This window comes from Brevibacterium luteolum (assembly GCF_025147615.1).
GTDB lineage: Bacteria > Actinomycetota > Actinomycetes > Actinomycetales > Brevibacteriaceae > Brevibacterium > Brevibacterium luteolum.
This window is the reverse complement of sequence record NZ_JALXPM010000009.1, coordinates 1-21,011: the sequence shown is the minus strand read 5'-3', so window position 1 is coordinate 21,011 and position 21,011 is coordinate 1. Positions and strand designations below refer to the sequence as shown.

Annotated in this window: 20 protein-coding genes; 11 read left to right on the top strand and 9 right to left on the bottom strand. The window is 66.5% G+C overall.

The features are described 5' to 3' along the window. Positions 1-486: 486 nt before the first annotated feature. A complete protein-coding gene (gene smpB / locus M3C25_RS03615) occupies positions 487-957 on the bottom strand; it encodes an SsrA-binding protein SmpB (RefSeq protein ID WP_102162974.1) in 471 nt (156 codons plus the stop codon). A 361-nt stretch (positions 958-1,318) separates the two neighbouring features. Between smpB and M3C25_RS03610 the strand changes: the two genes are divergently transcribed. Continuing rightward, entirely contained in the window at positions 1,319-2,950 is a 1,632-nt protein-coding gene (locus M3C25_RS03610) for an HNH endonuclease signature motif containing protein (protein WP_259855090.1), read from the top strand. A gap of 182 nt (positions 2,951-3,132) precedes the next feature. Here the strand turns inward: M3C25_RS03610 and M3C25_RS03605 are convergent, their stop codons facing one another. The 8 genes from M3C25_RS03605 to M3C25_RS03570 form a co-directional block, all read right to left on the bottom strand. After that, complete coding sequence (locus M3C25_RS03605; RefSeq protein WP_102162976.1) at positions 3,133-4,380, bottom strand: peptidoglycan DD-metalloendopeptidase family protein; 1,248 nt, start codon at positions 4,378-4,380, stop codon at positions 3,133-3,135. Between the two features lie 5 nt (positions 4,381-4,385). Beyond that, entirely contained in the window at positions 4,386-5,300 is a 915-nt protein-coding gene (gene ftsX / locus M3C25_RS03600; protein WP_102162977.1) for a permease-like cell division protein FtsX, read from the bottom strand. Further along, the gene (ftsE, locus tag M3C25_RS03595) at positions 5,297-5,986 is read right to left on the bottom strand and encodes a cell division ATP-binding protein FtsE (RefSeq protein ID WP_259834321.1); all 690 of its coding nucleotides are present in this window, start codon (positions 5,984-5,986) and stop codon (positions 5,297-5,299) included. The genes ftsX and ftsE overlap by 4 nt, the downstream gene beginning before the upstream one ends. 131 nt (positions 5,987-6,117) lie before the next feature. Continuing rightward, positions 6,118-7,248 (bottom strand): peptide chain release factor 2, encoded by a 1,131-nt coding sequence (prfB, locus tag M3C25_RS03590; RefSeq protein ID WP_102162979.1) that lies wholly within the window; start codon positions 7,246-7,248, stop codon positions 6,118-6,120. Between the two features lie 59 nt (positions 7,249-7,307). Beyond that, a complete protein-coding gene (locus M3C25_RS03585) occupies positions 7,308-10,163 on the bottom strand; it encodes a DEAD/DEAH box helicase family protein (protein ID WP_259855089.1) in 2,856 nt (951 codons plus the stop codon). 3 nt (positions 10,164-10,166) lie between these two features. Continuing rightward, positions 10,167-10,409 (bottom strand): hypothetical protein, encoded by a 243-nt coding sequence (locus M3C25_RS03580; protein WP_259855088.1) that lies wholly within the window; start codon positions 10,407-10,409, stop codon positions 10,167-10,169. 6 nt (positions 10,410-10,415) lie between these two features. Continuing rightward, positions 10,416-10,562 (bottom strand): hypothetical protein, encoded by a 147-nt coding sequence (locus M3C25_RS03575; RefSeq protein WP_259855087.1) that lies wholly within the window; start codon positions 10,560-10,562, stop codon positions 10,416-10,418. 73 nt (positions 10,563-10,635) lie between these two features. Next, positions 10,636-11,286: an FAD-dependent oxidoreductase gene (locus M3C25_RS03570; RefSeq protein ID WP_259855086.1), complete on the bottom strand. Its 651-nt coding sequence runs from the start codon at positions 11,284-11,286 to the stop codon at positions 10,636-10,638. A 138-nt stretch (positions 11,287-11,424) separates the two neighbouring features. Between M3C25_RS03570 and M3C25_RS03565 the strand changes: the two genes are divergently transcribed. The 10 genes from M3C25_RS03565 to M3C25_RS03520 all read left to right on the top strand — a co-directional run. Then, complete coding sequence (locus M3C25_RS03565; protein WP_170274575.1) at positions 11,425-11,883, top strand: GNAT family N-acetyltransferase; 459 nt, start codon at positions 11,425-11,427, stop codon at positions 11,881-11,883. Between the two features lie 142 nt (positions 11,884-12,025). After that, a complete protein-coding gene (locus M3C25_RS03560) occupies positions 12,026-12,499 on the top strand; it encodes a RidA family protein (protein WP_102162983.1) in 474 nt (157 codons plus the stop codon). 350 nt (positions 12,500-12,849) lie between these two features. Continuing rightward, entirely contained in the window at positions 12,850-14,076 is a 1,227-nt protein-coding gene (locus M3C25_RS03555; protein WP_102162984.1) for a TadA family conjugal transfer-associated ATPase, read from the top strand. A gap of 6 nt (positions 14,077-14,082) precedes the next feature. Continuing rightward, positions 14,083-14,955 (top strand): type II secretion system F family protein, encoded by an 873-nt coding sequence (locus M3C25_RS03550; RefSeq protein ID WP_259855085.1) that lies wholly within the window; start codon positions 14,083-14,085, stop codon positions 14,953-14,955. 12 nt (positions 14,956-14,967) lie between these two features. Next, entirely contained in the window at positions 14,968-15,945 is a 978-nt protein-coding gene (locus tag M3C25_RS03545) for a type II secretion system F family protein (RefSeq protein WP_259855084.1), read from the top strand. Between the two features lie 78 nt (positions 15,946-16,023). Continuing rightward, positions 16,024-16,320, top strand: coding sequence for a hypothetical protein (locus M3C25_RS13140; RefSeq protein WP_375544673.1), 297 nt, complete (start codon positions 16,024-16,026; stop codon positions 16,318-16,320). A 2-nt stretch (positions 16,321-16,322) separates the two neighbouring features. Further along, entirely contained in the window at positions 16,323-16,763 is a 441-nt protein-coding gene (locus M3C25_RS03535; RefSeq protein WP_259855083.1) for a TadE family protein, read from the top strand. A gap of 8 nt (positions 16,764-16,771) precedes the next feature. Further along, on the top strand, positions 16,772-17,224 hold the full coding sequence (locus M3C25_RS03530; protein WP_102162987.1) for a hypothetical protein: 453 nt from the start codon (positions 16,772-16,774) through the stop codon (positions 17,222-17,224). Beyond that, positions 17,221-17,682 carry a pilus assembly protein TadG-related protein gene (locus M3C25_RS03525; protein ID WP_102162988.1) on the top strand — a complete coding sequence of 154 codons (462 nt, stop codon included), beginning with the start codon at positions 17,221-17,223 and terminating at the stop codon, positions 17,680-17,682. The genes M3C25_RS03530 and M3C25_RS03525 overlap by 4 nt, the downstream gene beginning before the upstream one ends. Positions 17,683-17,815: 133 nt before the next feature. Next, a partial coding sequence (locus M3C25_RS03520; protein WP_259855082.1) for an FtsK/SpoIIIE domain-containing protein occupies positions 17,816-21,011 on the top strand: 3,196 nt, incomplete at its 3' end.

Genomic DNA, 21,011 nt, shown 5'->3' with positions numbered 1-21,011 from the left:
CGGTGCATTGCATCACCGCGACGGGCGGCGGCAGTCAGAACCGCTGGTTCGATTCCCACGTCCGCAGGTGGCGCAGACGACATAGGTCACACTCTTTTCCACAAGCCAGCCCACTGTCCACAGCCCCCGCTCAAAACTGTGGAAACCCGGCTGTTTCCTTACAGGGCAAGGCTTTGCGGCGTTTGCACTCGACCTCAGCGTCGGCCTCTATCACAGCCCGCGAAATCCTGCATCGATACTGGTCAGAGACCTGTCAGGTGGGGGTCTGCGCTTAGCTGGAATGAGTCCGGATGAGCTCATACACAGCAGCGAGGATGTTATCCACACATATCCACAGATACTGTGGACAACATGTCTGCAATCCACACCTAACCACAGGCCAGAGGTGGGATGGCATGCTGTGGATGGCCCGCCTCGGGAACGGCCCCACGAGAGGTCACAGGCACGTATGGACCAGGCGGCAGCGCCACTGCCGCCTCCTCAGAATCAGGCCTGGCGACGCAGCGACATTGCGCGCTGAGCTTCGCGCTCATCCTGCTTGCGGCGCAGCGTCTCGCGCTTGTCCCAGTCCTTCTTACCGCGCGCGACCGCGATCTCGACCTTCGCCCTAGAACCGTCGAAGTACAGCTCCAGCGGAACGAGCGTGCGACCGGATTCCTTAAGCTTGTGCGAGATCTTGAGGATCTCGTCCTTGTGCAGCAGCATCTTACGCTTACGGCGGGCCGAGTGATTCGTCCACGTGCCCTGCAGGTACTCGGGAATGTAGACGTTCTCCAGCCACGCCTCACCCTGGAAAATGAGCCCGAAACCGTCGGTCAGCGAAGCGCGTCCCTCGCGCAGCGACTTGACCTCGGTGCCGGTAAGGACGAGCCCGGCCTCATAAGTGTCCTCGATGTGGTACTCGTATCGGGCGCGGCGGTTCTTGGCAATCGTCTTCCTGCCCTGTTCCTTGGCCATGCTCCTCCTCTCACGTTTTGGGCGCACGTGTGTGCGCACGAAGGCACCATTGTACCGGATGGCTCGCGGGGCCCTGTGCTCGCTGGGCGGGCCGCTCCCGAGGCGGTGGCCGGCGTGCGGTCTCGCTGTCGTTTTCGTGTGTTTGGGCTGGTGAGGTGGCGATGTCAGTGCCTCGTGCTGTGATGGAAGCAAGGCAGGAGAAGCACGGAAGCCAGGAGCACAAAGGAGTGGTGGCCATGATCGTGAATCCAGTGGCCGTCACGGGTGCTGCTTTCCGGCGTCTCCCCTGGTCAGGGGGCGTTGTCAGTGCCTCGTGGTGTGATGGAACCATTGCATCGATAAGCGGAGGGAGGCGACGGCGATGACGGCGACAGTTGAGACTTCCGTGCCGACGCCTGCTGGGGCGTACCGGAGCCGGTTCTGCGCCTTCGAGCAGTCCCTCAGCGCGCTCGAGCGGGCACAGTTGCAGGGGTATGAGGAGATGTTCGGCGTCGTGCTCGAACGAGTGCGCGCCGACAGCCGAGACAACATCGACACCCAGGTCGATGCACTGCATTCCCTTGCCAGTGCCGACCCGACCGACGCCACTGCTGAGCCGCAAACGGCAGGCGAGGCGTCCGACGCAGCGCGCGCAGAGGCGCTGACCTGGTTGCGCGATCGCATCGGCACACCGACGCTGGCCGCTCTCGCCCACGCCCTCGATATCACGTCGAACACGGCATGGTCACGGGTGACCGGTGCTGCCACGGCTTTCATCGGACTGCCGAAACTCACCGCACAGGTGCGGGCTGGGAAGCTCAGCTTCGACCGCTTCACCTACGCAGCCAGCCAGGCCGCCACGATCGACCCGGCCCTGCTCGGCCAGCTCGACACGCTGCTCGCCTCGATCACCGCGACGAAGAAGAGCGTGTACTACTCGGAGGTCAAGGCCGCGATCGCAGCACTCGTCACCCGCGCCGAACAGGCTCAGCAGATCCGTGAACGCCGGCGGGTCGAAGCGTTCTACGATCAGCACGGCCGCGGCACGCTCATCGTGCAGGGCCCGTCCCATGAGATCGCACTGCTGCACGCCCGCCTTGAGGGCATGGCCCGCTGTGTGGTCCGCGGCTACACTGCCGGGTTCGACCTGCCGGACAACCATGTCTTCGCTGACTCCCGCTCCTTCGAACAGCTGAAGTACGACTTCCTCATCGGCGCGACCATCGGCGGGGATGTCAACACCCTCGACCTCGCACAGGAGGCGCTGGCCAAACGGCAGGAAGCTTCGGGACACATTGGTTCGCCACTGGATCCGCTGGCGGATGATCTCGCCGACCTGCTCAGTGATACGCCCGTCTCATGCCCGGCCAGCGATCAGTGGCTGGCACGCCAGGCCAAGATCACCATCACCGTGCCAGCCATGGCGCTCACCGAGGGCTCAGCTGCCGATGAACTGCCCGGCTCGGTCGACGGCAGCCCCATCAGCGCCGATGTCGCCCGTCAGCTGGTCGGCTCGGCAGGGGACACAATCTACCGTCTGCTCACCGACCCGAACACCGGCGAAGTTCTCGACCACGTCGCAACGACGTACACGATCGGTGCGCGCATGCGGCACGCACTCGTGGCTCGCTGGCGATACTGCACAGCCCCCGGCTGCGACCGGCCAGCAACAAAAGCAGAACTCGACCACATCGAACCCTTCAACCACAGGCACCCCACCCGCGGCGGGCCGACGTCCATGGAGAACCTGCACCCGCTGTGCAAACACCACCATCAGCTCAAGACGCAAGGGGTGTTCAGACTCAGACGCGAGCCCCGAACAGGGGTGCTGACATGGACGCTGCCGGGAGGCACAACAGCAACGACCCATCCACCAGGGTCAGTGCTGCACCGCCGGCATGCCGAACTCATCACCAACACCACACCAGGTGAAGCCCACCAGCCAGGCTCACCAGACCCACACAACGAACCAAACGACGGGCTCTTCTCCCCTGCCGAAGCATGCCCGTCATGAAAACCTCGCCGCCCTCACACCTGGGCCCGCAGCGACACGTCGACACAGCCAGTGTCAGCCGATGTCGCAGCAGCGCAGGACAGGGGCTGAGCGACCGTTGTTTGAAAACCGCACAGTGAAACACGTGGCCCTTCGGGTGTGGCTGGGCCGGCTTTCCGGCTCGGCCGCACCCATTGGCAGGATCAGCTGATCCAGGGCATCGGGTTGACGTACGAGCCGTTCTGCATGATCTCGAAGTGCAGGTGACAGCCAGTGGAGGCACCAGTCGTGCCAGAGGAGGCGATGACCTGGCCCTGCTTGACCCGCGAACCGGATCGCACCTTCAGGCTGGAGTTGTGGCTGTAGGTCGATGCGATCTTGGAGCCCTTCATCTTGCCGTGGGAGATCACGACCCGGTTGCCATAGCCACCAGCCCAGCCGGCTGAGACGACGACACCATCACCGGATGCGCGCACCGGCGAGCCGCAGCCCATGCCGAAGTCGGTGCCGGTATGCAGTTTGCGCCGCTTGGAGATCGGGTGGATGCGGTAGCCGAACGGTGAGGTGATCGGGTAGCCCTGTGCCGGGTTGATGAGATCGCCGTTGCCGGTGGGCAGTCCCTTCTTCTCCTGCTCCTTCTCCCACTCCTCGACTTCCTTGGCAAGCCGGTCCTGCTCTGCCTGCTGCTCCTCAAGCTGCCGTTCGGCCTCGTCACGGCTGTCCTCGATGCGCTTGGACGCCTCGTCCTTCGTGGTGATGAGCGAGTCAAGGTCGTCGCGCTTCTGCTTGGCGTCGCGCTCAGCGGCTTCCTTGCGCAGCACCACCTTCGCAGCTTCTTCTTTCAGGTCCGCGATCTCGTCGGTGACTGCATCGAGGCGGTCCTTGTTGTTCATGTTGAGCGAGCGCTGCTCCGACAGCTGGGTGATGCTGCGCTGCTGGGCGCGCACCGCCGAGTCGACGCGTGTGGCCCCCGAGGCTCCGTTCTGCTTGCTGGCCATCTGCAGCAGCATCGCGACATCTGAGGTGACACCGGAGTTCTGATAGGCCTGGCGGGCGATCTTCGTCACCGACTTCTGCTTCTTGTCCAGGTCGGCTTCGCCCTTGTTGATGTCATCCTGCAGGCTGGACTGAGCGTTCTCGGCCGACGTCAGACGGGCGCCGAGCTCTTCATCTTCGCGCTGTGCGTCTTCGAGTTCTTCCTGCGCCTTGTCGAGGGCTTCCTCCGCCCCGGGCATCTCCTCTTCGGCCGCTTCCTTCTCAGCAATGGTACGGGCGAGGTCATCGTCGAGATCGCGGAACTCCTTCTGAAGCTCCTCGACACGCTTGTCGATGCGGTTCTTCTGCTCCTTGGGATTCGCCACTGCCGAGGACAGAGGCATCAGCAGGGTGAGGAACATGGCGATCGCTGCCAACAGCAGCGCGGGGAGGATTCGTCCGTTCGTCTTCAGCATCCCACTCAGACCTTCATGTACCGGCGCAGTGTCACAAGCGAGGACAGTCCAGCCATGAGCACGCCCACCAGCACCAGGAACGGTGCGATGAGAGCGACGTCGGCGACTGAGACCAGGTCGAAGCTCGCCAATTGCGATTGTAGCCAACCAGTGATGCCGAAGTGCACGATCACAGCCAATCCCAAGGCTGCCATCAGGGATCCGATCGCCGCGGCGATCACGCCTTCGAGCACGAACGGCAGCTGGATGAACATGTTCGATGCGCCGACCAGTCGCATGATGCCCGTCTCTCTGCGTCTGGAGAAAGCCGACAATCGAATCGTCGTGGCGATGAGCAGGACAGCGCACAGCAGCATGATCGCGGCGATGCCGATCGCGATCGCCGTCATAACGTTCATAACGGAGAACAGCTGATCGAGCAGCTGATTCTGATCGACGACCTCCTCGACACCGGGCGTGGCGGAGAAGTACTCGTTGATGATCTCGTACTGCTCAGCATCAGCGAGCTTGACGCGATAGGACTCCTGCATCTGGTCTTGTGGGATGGAGCCCTCCAGCGACGTACCCGCGAACTGCTCCTGAAAGAGCTTGTAGGCCATCGCCTTGTCCTCGAAGATGACGTCTTCGACATAAGGACTCAGGTCGGCACCTTCGAGCGCCGTCTCGATCTGCTGCTTCTGCTCGGCCGTCGCCTCACCCGTCGCGCAGGTCGGTGCCTCGGAATCCGGCGGGCACAGGAAGATCGCCACCTGCACACGGTCGTACCAGTAGTCCTTCATGCCCGAGATCTGCATCTGCAGCAGTGCGGCCGCGCCGACGAAGAGCAGGGAGACGAACGTGACGAGGATGACCGAGACGACCATCGACATGTTCCGGCGCAGGCCGTTCCACGTCTCGGAGAGGATGAAGGAGAACCTCATGCGCTCACCCCGTAGCTGCCGTGCTCGTCATCGCGGACGATCCGGCCATTGCTCAGCTCGATGACGCGGCGATTCATCCGGTTGACGATGTCCCCGTCGTGGGTGGCCATGAGCACGGTAGTGCCGGCACGGTTGATCCGCTGGAGGACCTCCATGATCTCGTCGCCGGTGATCGGGTCGAGGTTGCCGGTCGGCTCGTCAGCGAGGAGAATCGCAGGCTTGTTGACGACCGCACGGGCGATGGCCACACGCTGCTGCTCACCACCGGAAAGCTCGTGCGGATAGCGCTTGTGCTTGCCCTCCAATCCGACGGTTTCGAGCACATCGGGCACCAGGGTCGAGATCGCAGCCCTGGTCTTGCCGATGACGTGGAGGGTGAAGGCGACATTGTCGAAGACGGTCTTGTTCGGCAGCAGACGGAAGTCCTGAAACACGGTGCCGATATTGCGGCGCAGGTACGGCACCCGCCAGGAGGGCATCTTGACGACGGATTTCCCGGCCACCCGGATCCGCCCGCTGGTGGGCACCTCTTCGCGCAGCACAAGGCGGATGACGGTCGACTTCCCCGAGCCCGAGGCGCCGACGAGGAAGACGAATTCGCCGGCCTCAGCGGTGAAGGAGATGTCGTTCAGGGCTGGCTGAGCCTTGGAATCGTAGACCTTGGTGACCGATTCGAAGGTGATCAAATGAGGTTCGCAATCGCAGAGGGACAGTGGCAATCGCTCCCACTGTACGAACTTCCACCGGGCAATGCGCGCACCTCATCTGGCGAGTCGCTCACCGTTCGGTGTGAGATCGCCAGCGGTGACCGCACAGGTCAGGCGAGCTCCGCCTCGGCTTCGGCGGCCTTCTGCTGCTCCTTGCGCCAGCGGATGCCGGCTTCGAGGAACGCGTCGATATCTCCGTCGAAGACCGCCGGCGGATTGGACTCCTCATGCCCGGTTCGCAGGTCCTTGACCATCTGGTACGGGTGGGTCACGTACGAGCGCATCTGATCGCCCCAGCTGGCCTTGATGTCACCGGCGAGGTTCTTCTTCTCCCGCTCCTCCTCCTCGTGCTTGAGCTGCAGCAGACGGGACTGCAGGACACGCATCGCAGCAGCCCGGTTCTGGATCTGGGACTTCTCGTTCTGCATGCTCACCACAGTGCCGGTCGGCACGTGGGTGATGCGCACCGCCGAGTCAGTCGTGTTGACTGACTGGCCGCCAGGGCCTGAGGAACGGTAGACGTCGATGCGCAGGTCGTTCTCGTCGATCTCGATGTGGTCGGTCGCCTCGATGAGCGGGATGACTTCGACGGCGGCGAACGAGGTGTGGCGGCGGGCGTTCGAGTCGAACGGGCTGATGCGCACGAGCCGGTGCGTGCCGGCCTCGACCGAGAGCGTGCCGTAGGCGTACGGGGCGTTGATCTGGATGGTCGCCGACTTCACGCCGGCGCCTTCCGCGTACGAGGTGTCGAGTTCCTGGACGCTGTAGTCCTTGCTCTCAGCCCACCGGATGTACATGCGGGTCAGAGTCTGGGCGAAGTCGGTGGCGTCGTCGCCGCCGGCGCCGGAGCGCACGGTGATGACCGCGGCGCGCTCGTCGTATTCGCCCGAGAGCAGCGTGGCGATCTCCAGGGAGTCGAGTTCGCGGCGCAGCTTGCCGATCTCGTCTTCGGCTTCGGCAAGGGTGTCGGCGTCGTCTTCGTCCTCGGCCATCGAGACGAGCAGCTCGACGTCCTCGATGCGGGAGTCGAACTTCTCGAGCTTCTCCAGGTGCCCCTGCCGGTGGGACAGTTTCGAGGTCACCTGCTGTGCCTCATCCGGGTTGTCCCACAGGTCCGGTGCCGCCGCAGCCTCGGTCAGCTCTGCGACCTCGGAGCGCAGCTGGTCGATGTCGGAGACATCGCGGATCGAGGCGTAGGTCTGTTTGAGGGCAGCGATCTCGGAAGAAAAGTCAATGGCCATAGTGCTCCCTAGCGTAGTGCATGATGCCTGCGGCCGCGGTGGCTCACCCGGTTGCTGCTTCAGCGCCACGCTGTGCGCAGCACCGTCGTCAGCTCCAGCGGCGCGTGGGAGCGCACCGCGGTGAGGATGCCGGCTCCCTCAGGACTGCGAGTGTAGACCGGTGCCCCGCCTCCGACCCACATCTCCCACGCTTGTGCATAGGCCTCTGCCCGGGATCGGTTCGCTCCCAGCACTGCCGGCACGGGATGCCACACCGGTGTGTGTTCATGTGCCCTTCCGGCCCCGGAGCGCAGATCCTCCCAGAGCCCACGCAGCCCTGGACGCCGCGGTTCCAGATGCCAGCTGGGAATCAGATAGCGCGGATCTGAGATCGGCGAGACGGCCTCGTCGAGGGCAAGCGCGAAGACCTCAGCTGATCCAGGATCGGCGTCGAGATGGATCCGCTGGTCCCCGCAGGCATCGATGCTCACACGCACCGCGTCCGCACCTGCGGAGCTTGCACCTGTGTCGTGCAGAGCATCGGCGATTGCTCCAGCGATCTCAGCGACAGTCGGTGCACGCCCATACAGACGTCGGCGCCGATGTCCAGCGACAGACAACGTCACCGGCAGGCTGGCGAGTGTGAGTGCAGCGATGACACTCAGCGCTGCGGCGAGCAGACCACTGCTCGCGACCGCGCCGACAGCGGCAAGCAACCCGATGCCGCTCCATGCGCTCAGGGCTCCGAAGCCGAGGCGGAATGGCAGCAGGTTCCCGGGGTCGCCGGAACGGTGACGAGGCGACACGGTGATGGCGTCGATGCCCGAAGCGTCGCTGTTCGGTCGGTTCCCGGCATCGGGCGCGGAGACGATGCGCACCGTCCTGATCGGCTCGTCCCGATACTCTCCGCCGACGTTCCAGCGCTGGGCCACCTCAGACCGCGCCTGAGCTCGCGTGATCATACGAGCGTTGATCTCGTCGAACATCGCGTCGGCGGGAGGTTCGAAGGCGGAGAACGACGGATCGATATGGGCGACGCCGTCAACGACGTCTCCGTCGGCATCAGTGCCGAAGAAGCCGTCGTGTTTGCGGACGAGTCGGATCCAGTCCTGGTCTCCGCGCGGGTGGTTCGAGCTGGAGCAGACGACAGTCCAGTTGAGTGCCACCTTCTCCGGCCATGCGGGGTCCTTTCGCAGCGCACCTCCGCGGGTCTGTGTGACTGCTGTCGGAGTGGTCGCGGTGGACAGGTCGATGATCCCGGTGGCCGCTGGGGCGTCCCAGCCCTCGCCGAGCAGCCCCCGGGTGCCGATGAGGATCTGAGCATGCCCGCGGCTGAAGTACTCGGTGATGAGCGGCAGCCAGGTGCGGGCGGTCCAGCCTCCTTCGAGGCGGCTGACCCCGTTCGACGGCTCGCTCATGGCCAGCCGTGACGCCAGAGCTGTGTCGCTCTCGGCGATCCACGCGTGAAGGTCGGACAGCACACCGGCAGCGCCGGCGACCGTGCGCCCGGACACCAGCAGCGGGCGCAGCGGCTCGGTGCGCGGATCGGCGATGAGCGTTTCGAGGACGAGGAGTGCAGAACCGGATTGTTCGCTCAGCACGGCGCTGACGTCAGCAGACAATCGCGCGGTGGCGGATTCGAAGTCACACAGGATGAGCATCCGCAGACGCTCGGACAGCTCGGCTGCTTCAATGGCGATGATGTCGGCACACGCCTGCGGTTTGGCAGCCGAGCGGGCGATGACCCGGTCGGCCGGCGAGCGACCGGCACGGATGCCGTGCCGGGTCCACCGGTAGCCGAGGGCCGGCAGCGCGCGGCGGATCGCCTCGGCGTTGGCCGCATCACCGGCGTGACCGGAGACGCGCAGGCTGTTGCGCATCCAATCGTCGACCAGCCTCATCCAGTCGTCGATGTCGGGGTCCCGGCGATGCTGTTCGCCGACTCTGGCACCCGGGGGAAGACCCAGCAGTCCCGCGTGGTGGAGGCGCAGAGCGGCGTCGGCCAGTTCGGGAGCGGCCCTGCTGAGGTCCGTCCAGCTGACTGTTTCAGCGCGGGTGCCGAGGAACCGCTGATCGGCCCATGTGAGGAATCCCGAACTGCCATGGGTGTGGCCGAGGCTGAGGATGCTGGTGATGAATTCGTCGAAGTGAACGCTGGTCGCTGCCAGCCAGTCCGCTTCTTCGCGGGTTGGGGTTGTCAGCCAGACGAGGTCGGCGAAGGGCGCCAGATCGCCTTCCTTGACCGCAGCCGGGATCGAGGCTGCGTAGCGAACCTCGGAGAAGAGACTGTCCACCAGCTCGTTCTGCTGTCGCGTCATCGTCGCCGGAGGTGTGGCGGTCAGCCCGAGCACCCACACCTCGGGAAGCATGTCGAGCAGCTCAGCCAGCAGCGAACCCCACACGTCGAGCAGGTGATGGCACTCATCGAGGATGAGCAGCACCGAGCCGGCAGCTGCGATCCGGTCGACGAGCGCCCTGCCGCCCGGCGCGAGCTCTTCGAGCAGGCTGCCCATGCTGCGCTCGTCATCGAACACAGCCAGTGACTGATAGGTCAGCGCAGTGAATGTCGCGTGCAGCCCCCGGTCCGTGCCGGCGGCGCCGAAATCGTCATCGCCGCGACCGTTCCACGCATGCGCCCACTGGCCTTGGATCGCGGTGTTGGGACCGAAGGCGACCACGGTGTCAACGGTGTGCTGAGCCAGTAGCGTCTGAGCGTGCTCGATCCCGACGCGTGTCTTGCCGGCACCGGGAGGCAGGACGATCCACGACCGGCGTTGATCAGCAGCGCTCGCGGCGGCGAGAGCGGCGAGCGCTTCCCGCTGGTGCCGGCGCAGAGGCGGCAGAGCTCCTGCCGTCATCATCTCCCCTCTCGTCGAGATGCCCGGGGCCACTCTACGCGCAAGCGTCTCGCCGTACAGCCGTGGTGCGTGTGTCATCGATCAGTCCCGGACGAAGGCGAAGCGCTCCGGCAGAGCGGTGCGCTCGGCGAGCGCTGCAGCGACCGCCTCGCCGGTGGCTGGGGCGAGCTTGGCGCCGTGGCCAGAGCACGCGGAGACGATCGTGATGTCCTCGGCGGTGTCGATGATGAAGTCCTGGTCAGGTGTTGAGGTGAACAGGCAGGTGGCCTCGGCGTACGGCTCGGCCACCAGCCCGGGGATGCGGTCCGGTCTGCTCCTCGGCATCGCCGATCACCTGCCCGCCGTTGAACTCAGCGAGCTTGGTGCCAGGCGGGCGGTGCCAGACGTATCGGTGTAGGCGCCGTCGCGGCCGCCGGGCAGCCCGTAGGCCTGCATCGCAGCATCCTTGTGGATGAAGGTCGGCCAGTCGGTCGGCATCCCGGCTGCGATGGGGAAATGGTAGACCTGCTCCTGGCGGACAGTGACCCGGTTGAGCGCGCTCTGCGCGCGATCACAGACCGGCAGCCGGGAGCACAGCCCGGGCAGCCCGCCTCCGGCGGCGACGATGACATGGCGGGCACCCAGCTGCTCCCCCCGTCGCCGAGGTGAGGGTGAGGTTGGCACCGGCCGGAGGCCCGCCTCGAGCGCGGGAGCCGTTGTCGACCTGCCATTGGGTGCGCAGCTGCGCGCCGTGGGCGAGCGCAGATTCGAGTGAGGCGGTCACCGCTGTCCCAGCGTCGATGACGCCGGCGTCGCGGTGGAAGAGGACGGGCCCGTCGAAGCGGAACTGCGGCCAGCGCTCCATCGCCGCCTCCGCGGTGAGAAGTTCGTGGTCGACGCCGAGGTCGGCCAGGACTTCGGCGAGACGCTCGGGTTGGCGGACCTCGCCGTGATCGAGCGTGCCGGTGGCGGTGATGAGCTGGTGACCGGTTTCGTCGGCGAGTTCGTCGAACAGGCGGCGTGCCCGCAGCGCCATGTCGGAGTAGAAGGTCTCAGGGTAGGTGATGCGCAGAATGCGGGCTGAGCCGTGGGAGCTGCCGCGCGGGCCGACAGGTTCGTGCTGGTCGACGACGATGACCTCGCGACCGCGCTTGGCGAGGCTGCGGGCAATCGATGCACCGACGAGCCCGGCTCCGATGACGACGTATTCGGCGGAATCCACGCGGGGCCTCCTTGCTGGTGGCCAGTCACGATGCGGGCCGGCAGCCGAAACTGCAGGCCTGTGTCCCATCTTCTGCGAACGCATGCGCATGTGTCCAGAGGAAAGCCCCAGATCTTTGCGCCCTTGTAGACTCCGTGGGTGACCTACACCATTCGATTCGCGCGAGCTGGCGAGGCAGCGACTCTGTCGGCTCTAGCCCTGCGGTCGAAAGGCCACTGGAACTACAGCGAGGACTTCCTCGAACTGTGTCGAGATGAACTCACCTATTCGGCCGAAAAGTGTGCATCGGGAGACGTCTTCGTCGCCAAACAGGACGGCCAGGTTCTGGGCTTTGCAGCGATCGACGGAACTCCACCCGACGGCGAATTGGAAGCGCTCTTTGTCGACATCGGCGCAATGGGCCGCGGGGTCGGCGGAGGGCTGCTCCAGCACCTTTTGAAGATTGCACGAAATCGAGGCTTCACGTCGCTGACGCTTCAAGCCGACCCCGGGGCCGAACCGTTCTATGCCCATCATGGCGCGATTCGGATCGGTGAAGCACCCAGCGGGTCGATTCCAGGGCGCATGCCGCCTGAACTCACGTTCTGCCTGACATGACCCACATGCGCAGGTGTAGCTGTGACCCAGCCTTCCGGTTCATCAGACACATCGTGGGCGCCAGTCATGGCCAGCGGCTGGAGGCGGTGCGACGATGGAGTCCTCGCAGGTGCGTGGTGTGCGCTGAGAAGAGGGAGTGCCGATGACACTGATGACAGATCCGGCCGAGGTGCTGCGGCAGAAGGAGATCACGTTGCCGCTGCCGCTGTCGCCGGCAGGTCAGTACAGTCCTGTCCGGCAGGTCGGGAACCTTGTGTTCCTCTCCGGGATGGGCCCGACGAATGCGCCGGAGGGTGTTCCGGTCACCGGCAAGGTCGGCCGCGATGTCAGCCTCGCGCAGGCGCAGCATGCTGCTTACCTCACGTGCCTGAATGCACTGTCCTCGCTGGAGGCACACTGCGGTTCCCTGTCGGCAGTCGCCGGGTTCGTCAAGGTCAACGGCTACGTCAACTGCGCACCGGGATTCATCGACCTGCCGCCGATCATCGACGGGTTCTCCTCACTCATCAACGAGCTGTGGCCGGAGAGCATCCCGCATGCGCGGGCGGCCATCGGGGTGGCAGAGCTGCCCTTCGACATCTGCGTCGAAGTGGAGTGCGTGGCAGAGCTGCGCTGAAGCTCAGCGCCCGGCGGTCCGGCGGGACAACTCCGGTGTAGTCGCGGTGGCGGGCGATGAAGGAGCCCATACCGCCTGAACCGTGGACGACGCGATGAGCGGGCAGTCCTGCGGTGGCGCCTGCGCCCGATCCGAGTCCTTCCGACCAGACTCTTCGCTGTGGCCCCAGTTCCAGCCTGCCGCTTCAACCGGGGGAGACAGGGCCGCGACAGCAGGGACGCCGGTCGCGACTTCTTTCCACAGTTTGGGCGCAGCCTCTTGAAAGGCTGGGAGACACCCGTTAATTTGATTAACACCCTTATATGTCTGATGGCATATAGGTCTCCCCTCAAACAGTGAAGGTACCCCAGATGAACGCAGCTGAGATCATCGCCGCAGAGGTGCGCGAGGAGATCCGCAGACGCGGCATCGACCCGCGCACCGAACCGGCGCCGACCCGAGAGCTCGTCGTGCAGGCCGTCCACGACTACGACGAGCGGACGCTGGCAGGCTCCCTTCCTCTGCTTGCCGACGTCGAACAGACCTGCCGGGAGATCTTCGACCAGGTCTCGGGCTTCGGGCCGCTGCAGCAGTACCTCGACGACCCCGAGGTCGAGGAGATCTGGCTCAACTCCCCGCACCAGATCTTCGTGAGCCGGCGCGGAGTCAGCGAGCTGACGACCACCGTGCTGAGTGAGGCGGATGTCGACGAGCTCATCGAGCGGATGCTGCGCACAACCGGCCGGCGCGTCGATCTCTCCAGCCCTTTCGTCGACGCCTCGCTGCCCGACGGATCACGGCTGCATGTCGTGCTGCCGGACATCACGCGCAAGCATCCGGCGATCAACATCCGCAAGTTCATCACCCGCACCCGCAACCTCGGCGACCTCGTCGCACTCGGGACCCTCACCTCGGCGGCGGCTCAGTTCCTCTCCATCGCCGTGGCAGCAGGTGCCAATGTGCTCGTCTCCGGGGCCACCCAGGCCGGCAAGACGACCATGCTCAACGCGCTCACCGGGGCGATCCCGGTCCGCGACCGGGTGGTGACGTGCGAGGAGGTCTTCGAGCTCTCGGTTCCCTCCCGCGACTGGGTGCCGATGCAGTGCCGGCAGGCCTCCCTGGAGGGCACCGGCGAGGTGACGCTGCGCAACCTGGTCAAGGAGGCACTGCGGATGCGGCCCGACCGCGTCATCGTCGGCGAGGTCCGCGAGGCTGAGAGCTTCGACCTGCTCGTGGCGATGAACTCAGGGCTGCCGTCGATGGGCTCGATCCACGCGAACTCCGCGCGTGCGGCAGTGACGAAGCTGTGCACGCTCCCCCTCCTGGCCGGCCCGAACATCGGCTCGTCGTTCGTCACCCCGACTGTCGCCAGCTGCGTCGACCTCGTCGTGCATATGCGGCTCGATCGCAGCGGGCAGCGCCGGGTCGAGGAGATCGTCGCCGTGCCCGGCGGCATCGAAGGCGAGGTCATCGAACTCGAAACCGTCTTCACCTCCACTGCCGACCGGCGGCTGGTGCGCGGCCACGGCTATACCCACCTCGGTGAGCGGTTTGCGCAGCTCGGCCATGACATCCACACCGTGCTCGAGGCGGCGTGATCGCCCATGACGACGTCGCTGAGCGGAGCGCTGTGCGGGCTGGGCATCGGGGTGGGGCTGTTCCTCATCTGGTGGTCGTGCTGGGAGTCCCCGCCACGCCAGACCGAGCCGCCGCGCTTCATCCGCGACGCCCAGGACATGCTCACCACCGCCGGCCTGCCCAGGCTGCGGCCCTACCACCTCGTGCTCGGAGGACTGGGGGCTGCCGGGATCGTGTTCCTCTTCGCCTATGCCGTCACGAACGCGATCGCGATCGCCGGCTGCTTCGCCTTCTTCGCAGCGCTGGTGCCGTACTACGCGGTGCGGCACCGGGCACGGTCGCGCACCGTAGCCCGCCGGGCGCTGTGGCCGGAGGCGATTGACCACCTCAACTCCGGTGTGCGGGCCGGTCTCGCCCTGCCCGAGGCGCTCGGCGGGCTCGCCCAGCGCGGGCCCGAGCCGCTGCGTCCGCTGTTCGCTGTCTTCGCTGAGGAGTACCGGGCAACCGGATCGTTCTCCATGGCGCTCACCGCCTTCAAGTCCGCCTGTGCCGACCCGGTCGCCGATCGCATCGTCGCCGCACTGGCAGTCACCCGCGAGGTCGGCGGCACCGATCTTGGCACGATGCTCAAGACGCTCAGCCAGTTCCTGCGCGATGACTCCCGCACCCGTGCGGAGATGCAGGCAAGACAGAGCTGGACGGTCACCGGCGCCCGGCTTGCCGTCGCCGCCCCATGGGTGGTGCTCGCCCTGCTGGCCACCCGGCCGGAGACCGCCCAGGCATACAACTCGGCCACCGGCACACTGCTGCTGCTCGTCGGCTTCGCCATCTCACTGGTCGCCTACAGCGCGATGAAGCGCATCGGCCGGCTGCCCGCTGAACCGCGAGTGCTGCGATAGGGACGGTGCACCATGCCCTTTGAGATTCCCTTCGGCCCGCTCGGATCAGTGCGCATCGATCCGACGCATCCTGCTGTCATCATCGTCACCGGGCTGGTGCTCGGGCTGTCGCTCGCGTTCTTCGTCACCAGCTGGCCGATCTTCAACCGCATCACGCTCGCTGACCGTATCGCCCCGTATCTACGCGATCAGCCGCGGATCGCGGCCCTGTTCGCCGAGACCGAACCCTCCGATGCCGGTGTGCGCGGCATCCTCACCTCGTGGCTCAACCGCGGAGGGTCCTGGCTGACCTCCAGGCTGACGACCAATGCCGGGATCACGGCACGTCTCGACCGCCTCGGGCCCGGAGAGACGATCGAGCGGTTCCGGGCGCAGCAGCTGCTGCTCATCGCCGGCGGGTTCGGAGCCGGGGCGCTGCTGGCGGCGTTCGTGTCCGTCAGCCGCGGCCCACACCCAATCATCATCCTCGGCTGCCTCATCTTCGGTGCCGTCGCCGGGCATCTGCTCAACGACTGGTGGCTTTCGCACCGGGTGCGGCAGCGGGAAGCGCGCATCCTCGCGGAGTTCCCGACGATCGCCGAGCTGCTGGCCCTGTCCATCACCGCCGGTGAGGGAACAGTCGATGCGCTCGACCGAGCCTGCCGGGCCACCGAAGGCGAACTGAGCCGGGAGCTGGCCTACACCCTCGCCGAGGCCCGCACCGGCACTCCGCTCGTTGAGGCGCTCGACCACCTCGGCAAGCGCACCGGCATCCAGTCGATCGCGCAGTTCGTCGACGGGATGGCCGTCGCGATCGCCCGCGGCACTCCGCTGTCCGAGGTGCTGCGCGCCCAGGCCACCGATGTCCGCGATGAGGGACGCCGGCAGCTCATGGAGCTCAGCGGCAAGAAGGAAGTCGGGATGCTCGTTCCCGTCGTCATCTTCGTGCTGCCCATCACCGTTCTGTTCGCGATCTTCCCGTCCCTGGCGGTGCTGAATCTGTCCTACTGACCTTCTGTCCTGACCGCGCGCGTCTGCCGCGGCACCTGATACCGGCCGCTTTCTGGCGGCACACCGAAAGGAGAAACCATGACCACCCCGACACGCACCCCGGCCGCGCACTCCCCTGCTGAGGCGCCCACCCGCCGGTGGACCAGCTGGCACCTTCTCGTCATCGCCTTCGTGATCGACCCCTTCGCCTACCTGCCCGGGAGGGACGAGCGGGGCCGCAGGGAGACGAGCCCAGACCGCGGCGACGTGCCCGGCTGGGTGCTCATCACGATGATGACCGCCGGGCTTGTGGTGGCCCTGTGGGCGCTGGCTGGGGATGCCTTCACGTCGATGTTCGAGGACTCGATGTCGAAGGTGCGCGGTTCTGGCGGGTGAGTGTGGCCCGCACAGCTGAGAGCCTCCCCGGCAGCGGCCGCAGCAGTCACCGCAGTCTCGGTCTCGGCAGCGACGATGGTGTCGCTGTCGCTGAGTTCGTCATGGTGGCTGCCCTGCTGAGTCTGGTGTTCCTTGCGGTCATTCAGCTCGGGTTGGCGATGCATGTGCGCAACACTGTCATCGACTCGGCCGTCGCCGGGGCCCGGCTCGCCTCCCTGCCTGACGCCGCACCACGGGAGGGCGCCGAGCTGACCCAGCAGCTCATCAGTGATGCTGTCAGCAGCCGGTATGCCGAGCGCATCGACGTCGATTACAGCACCATCGGCGGAGAGGACATCGTCACCGTGACGGTCACTACGCCTGTGCCGGTCATCGGGCTGCTGGGACCCACGGGCACCTGGCAGCTCAGTGGCCGCGCTCTCGTTGAGGACATCGACGGATGAGGTCGCCGATGACGTCCGCGCTGCGCCAGCGGCTGAGAGATGATGAGGGAACCGCGCCGATTGAGTTCATCTTCGCCTCGGTCGTGCTGCTGATCCCGCTCATCTACCTCATTCTCACTCTCGGGCACCTGCAAGCGGGGTCCTATGCGACGAACACGACGGCGATCAACGCCGCCCGCGTGGCAGCCGAACACCCCGGCAGCGCACAGGCCCGAGCCGAGGCGCTGGCGCAGATGCACTTCACCGATTTCGGTGTCGAGGACGCCACCTATGACGTGACCTTCCGCTGCTCGGACTCGTGCACCGAAGCAGGCGACATCGTCACCGCGCACGTCCGGGCGCGTATCCCGGTCCCCGGCGTGCCGGCGATCTTCGGCCCGCAGCGCACCCCGCACCTGACGGTCACCGCCGAGCACTCCGACGTCATCTACCCGCACCGCGATGCAGGCGCGCAGCCATGATCGCCCACGCCCCGAAGCCCGGGAGACTCAGGCTCACCAGCGACGACGGGTCGATCACGCCGCTGGCGATCGGGTTCACCGCGATCGGCCTGGCACTCATCTTCCTCGCCGTCGTCATCAGCGACATCTATCTCGCCCAGCGCAAGCTCTACGCGCTGGCGGACTCGGCTGCGCTCAGTGCCGCTGACAGCTTTCAGCCCTCCTATCAGGGCTCGGGACCGCGGATCGAGTTCTCCGACGCCGAGGTGCAGGCCCGGGCCCATGACTACCTGCGGCAGGTGCCCCGGTCCGAGAGGTTCTACCGGGTGGGCGTGCGCGGCCGGGCGGTCGATGACTCGACTGTCGAAGTGTCGATCTCGACGCGGTTCCGGCCGGTGGCGCTCTCACCGTTCGTCCCGGATGGGATCCCGCTGGAGGCCACGGCCACCTCCCGCGGCGGCCTGCGTCTCGACCGGTGATCCGCCGCCGAGGCGGTAGCTGGCTGTGGACCGTCGAGCTGGCTGGTGTACGCGCGGGTGTGGACACTCCCGGTCGTCCACAGCGCTCTCGTCTCGGTGACCGGAGGGGTGGCCGCGTTCCTATCGTGCAGGCATGCCGAGTGGAATCGTCTACGTCATCGCCGAGTTCTCGCTGCACAGCGCGCGCGTCGTCGCCGCTGGGCGGCCGAGTGCCGAATCGGTGCTCGGCGCGTTCCTCGATGACTTCCTGCCGCGCGTCGGATTAGGTCACCTGACCGGGCAGCCACGAGTCGTGCCCTGCGGGGCCGAACCGCCGCCGGTGCTCACCGATCCGTGGCGCACGTGGGCGCAGGCAGCGGCAGCCACCTTGGTTATCTTCGATGACGGCCCCGCCACCGGCGACGCGGTCGCCGCGCCTCCGCCTGGTCCGGTTGCCGACCAGCTCGCTCCCGTCGCCGTGCTGCCAGCCGAACGCACCGGCATCATCGAATACCTCACCGGTCCGGATTCCGGTTTTGCTCACCCGCTGCCAATCGGCGCGTGGACGATGGGCCGGACACCTGCGGCCGATATCGCAGTCGCCGACCCGTACCTCTCGCGCGAACTCCTCACCCTGCGAAACGCGCCCTCGGGCATCCAGGTGAGCGATTCGGGCGGGATGAGAAGCATCCCGCTGGCGTCCACTGCTACCGTGACGGCATTCGGCAGCACCGCTGCACGCCTCATCCCGCCGCAGACGCTGCCCCACTCCGGTCAGTCGACCAGCACGTCGCCGGTCAGCTGGCCGCGGATCGCCACCGTCGCCCGGCCGCGTGCGCCCTCGTGGCTGATGTACGCAGCACCGATCGCGATCGGTATTGCGCTGGCGGTCTTCACACAGATGTGGATGTTCCTGCTCTTCAGCATCTCCGGGCCCATCACCGCTGGGATCATGTACGTCACCGGTCGGCGCCGCTACCGACGCGACGTGCTGTGCGCCTGCCAGGATTACCGTACAGCGGTCCGGGAGTGCCTGTACCGTCTTGCAGAGTCCAACCGGCTGACGCTCGACGCCGCCCACCGGCGCAGACTCACCGGCGGGGAGACGACCATCGGAATGGGTCCCGCGCTGCTGCCCGGCGGTATCCGCGACATCCCGATCACTGCCCAGGAGACCACCACCTTGGCGACGGAGGATCCGCTTGCCCTGGCCGAACGCCAGCAGCTGGACCAGTACCTGTCGACAGGTGCGCAGTTCGGGCAGCGCCACTACTCGGCGGCTGACACCGTGCCGCTCATCATCGACCTCACCTGCCTGCAGCTCCGGGCCGAGGGGTCGCTGGCGCAGGTCTCTGCGGTGCTGCGGGCGGTGCTCTCACAGCTCACCAGCCGAGGGCTCGCGGTCCACGTGACGACTGCGCAGCTGCTGTCCGTCTGCCCGGAGCTCGCAGCACTCCCCCTGTCGTTAGACGGTGGGGAAGCCTCCGTCGAAGTGAGCGGCCGGCCAGCGGCAGATGCTCAGGACGGGCAGTGGGAGGTGCAGATCGGGCCGGGCGGCGATCCGGTTCGCAGCGTCGAGACTTGGCTGCTGCGCCTCGGCGACGACGGTGCGGCACACCTCCGGGTGCTAGCAGAGGCACCCGAGGACCTCCCCCGTCCGCTCACCGGCGAGATTGAGCCGACGCGGATGCGGCCGGAGCGGTTCCTGACTCTCAACCGGGCGTGGCAGCCTCCGCTACCTGATTGGCAGCAGGAGTGCACGCTCGGTGAGCTGCTCGCCCAGCAGGAGCTGACCGGCGGCACTGCTGATGCCGCCGCCCGCCGGTCGGCGGTGCCGCTCGGGCGCGGTCCGGGCGGGGCTGCGCTCATCGACCTGTTCGCCTCCGGCCCGCATGCGCTGCTGGCCGGCACGACCGGCAGCGGCAAGTCTGTGCTGCTCCAGACCTGGATCGCATCGCTGGCGGCCCGGTACAGCAGCGCCGAGCTGCGCTTCGTCCTCATCGACTTCAAAGGCGGGGCGGCTTTCGCGCCCTTCACCGCGTTCGCCCACACGGATGCGGTGGTGAGCAACCTCGATCCGGCGGCCGGGATGCGCACGCTGCGCAACCTCGGTGCTGAGATCCTGCGCCGGGAGCGGTTGCTCGCCGACCACGGCGCGGCTGACATCGACGCGTTCAACGCCGGCGCCGGCACTGGGTCACCGGCGCAGCGTCTGCCGCGTCTGGTCGTCATCATCGATGAGTTCCATGCACTCATCACCGAGCATCCGGCTGGCACCGAGGTGCTGGAGTCGCTGACTGCGGTGGGCCGGTCGCTGGGCATCCACGTTGTGCTCGCCACCCAGCGGCCGGCCGGAATCGTCACCCCGCGGATGAAGGCCAACATCAACCTGCGCATCGCCCTGCGGGTGCGCGACGGCGTCGATTCACGTGAGGTCATCGAGTGTGAGGACGCTGCCGGCATCCCGCCTGACCAGCCGGGCCTCGGGTTCCTCAGCGACGGCGGTGCGCCGGTCCCGTTTCGCACCGCGACCATCGATATCGCCGCTGACGAGGCGCGGGCACAGACGGGCGCGCAAGCTCCCGGTGGCCCGGCGGCTGAGCACTGCGAAGTCCAGTGGACGCGCCTGGGCGACGGGCAGTCAGCGTCAGGAGGTGTGACGGCTGGTTGTGTACGGCTACGATTCGTGCCACCACCCGAACCGCCGGCGCTGACCGTCAGTGCGCTTGCCGATGCCTCGCATGAGGCCGCACGCCATCTGCCTGCGCCCCACCGCGTCATCCCGCCGCCGCTGCCGGTACGCGTCTCTTATGACGGAGAGCCCACGCTGCTCGGCATCCTCGACTTCCCCGACGACGGAGTGACAGAACCGTGGCACTACGACCCCGGTCGTGATGGGTCTGTGGTCATCACCGGCGGCAGTGGTGCGGGAGCGACGAGTGCGCTGCTGCGGTGCGGGCAGGCGGCCGCAGCACACGGGAAGTCAGTGATCATGCTGTCGTCAGGGCCGTCCGGTTCCTCAGAGGCGGCTGGTTCCGGGTTCGTGACGTTCAGCCACAACGAACCGTGGACGCTGGAGTATCTGCTGGCACTCTTCGACATCGGCGCCCTCGACCCAGGTGATGTGTGTCTGTGCATCGACGACTATGAGGCGCTGGCAGCCCGGCATGAAACCTCGCGACGACTGGAGAGGCTCACACAGCTGCTGACAGCCGGAGGCACGGCGGCACCGATGTTCGTCGTGGTGGCTGGGCGCCGGTTCCTCCACTCCCCGGTCGCGGCACGAGCTGCCACCCGGATCGTCTTCCCGACCAATGACGCCCAGGATTCCCTGCACTACGGACTGCCTG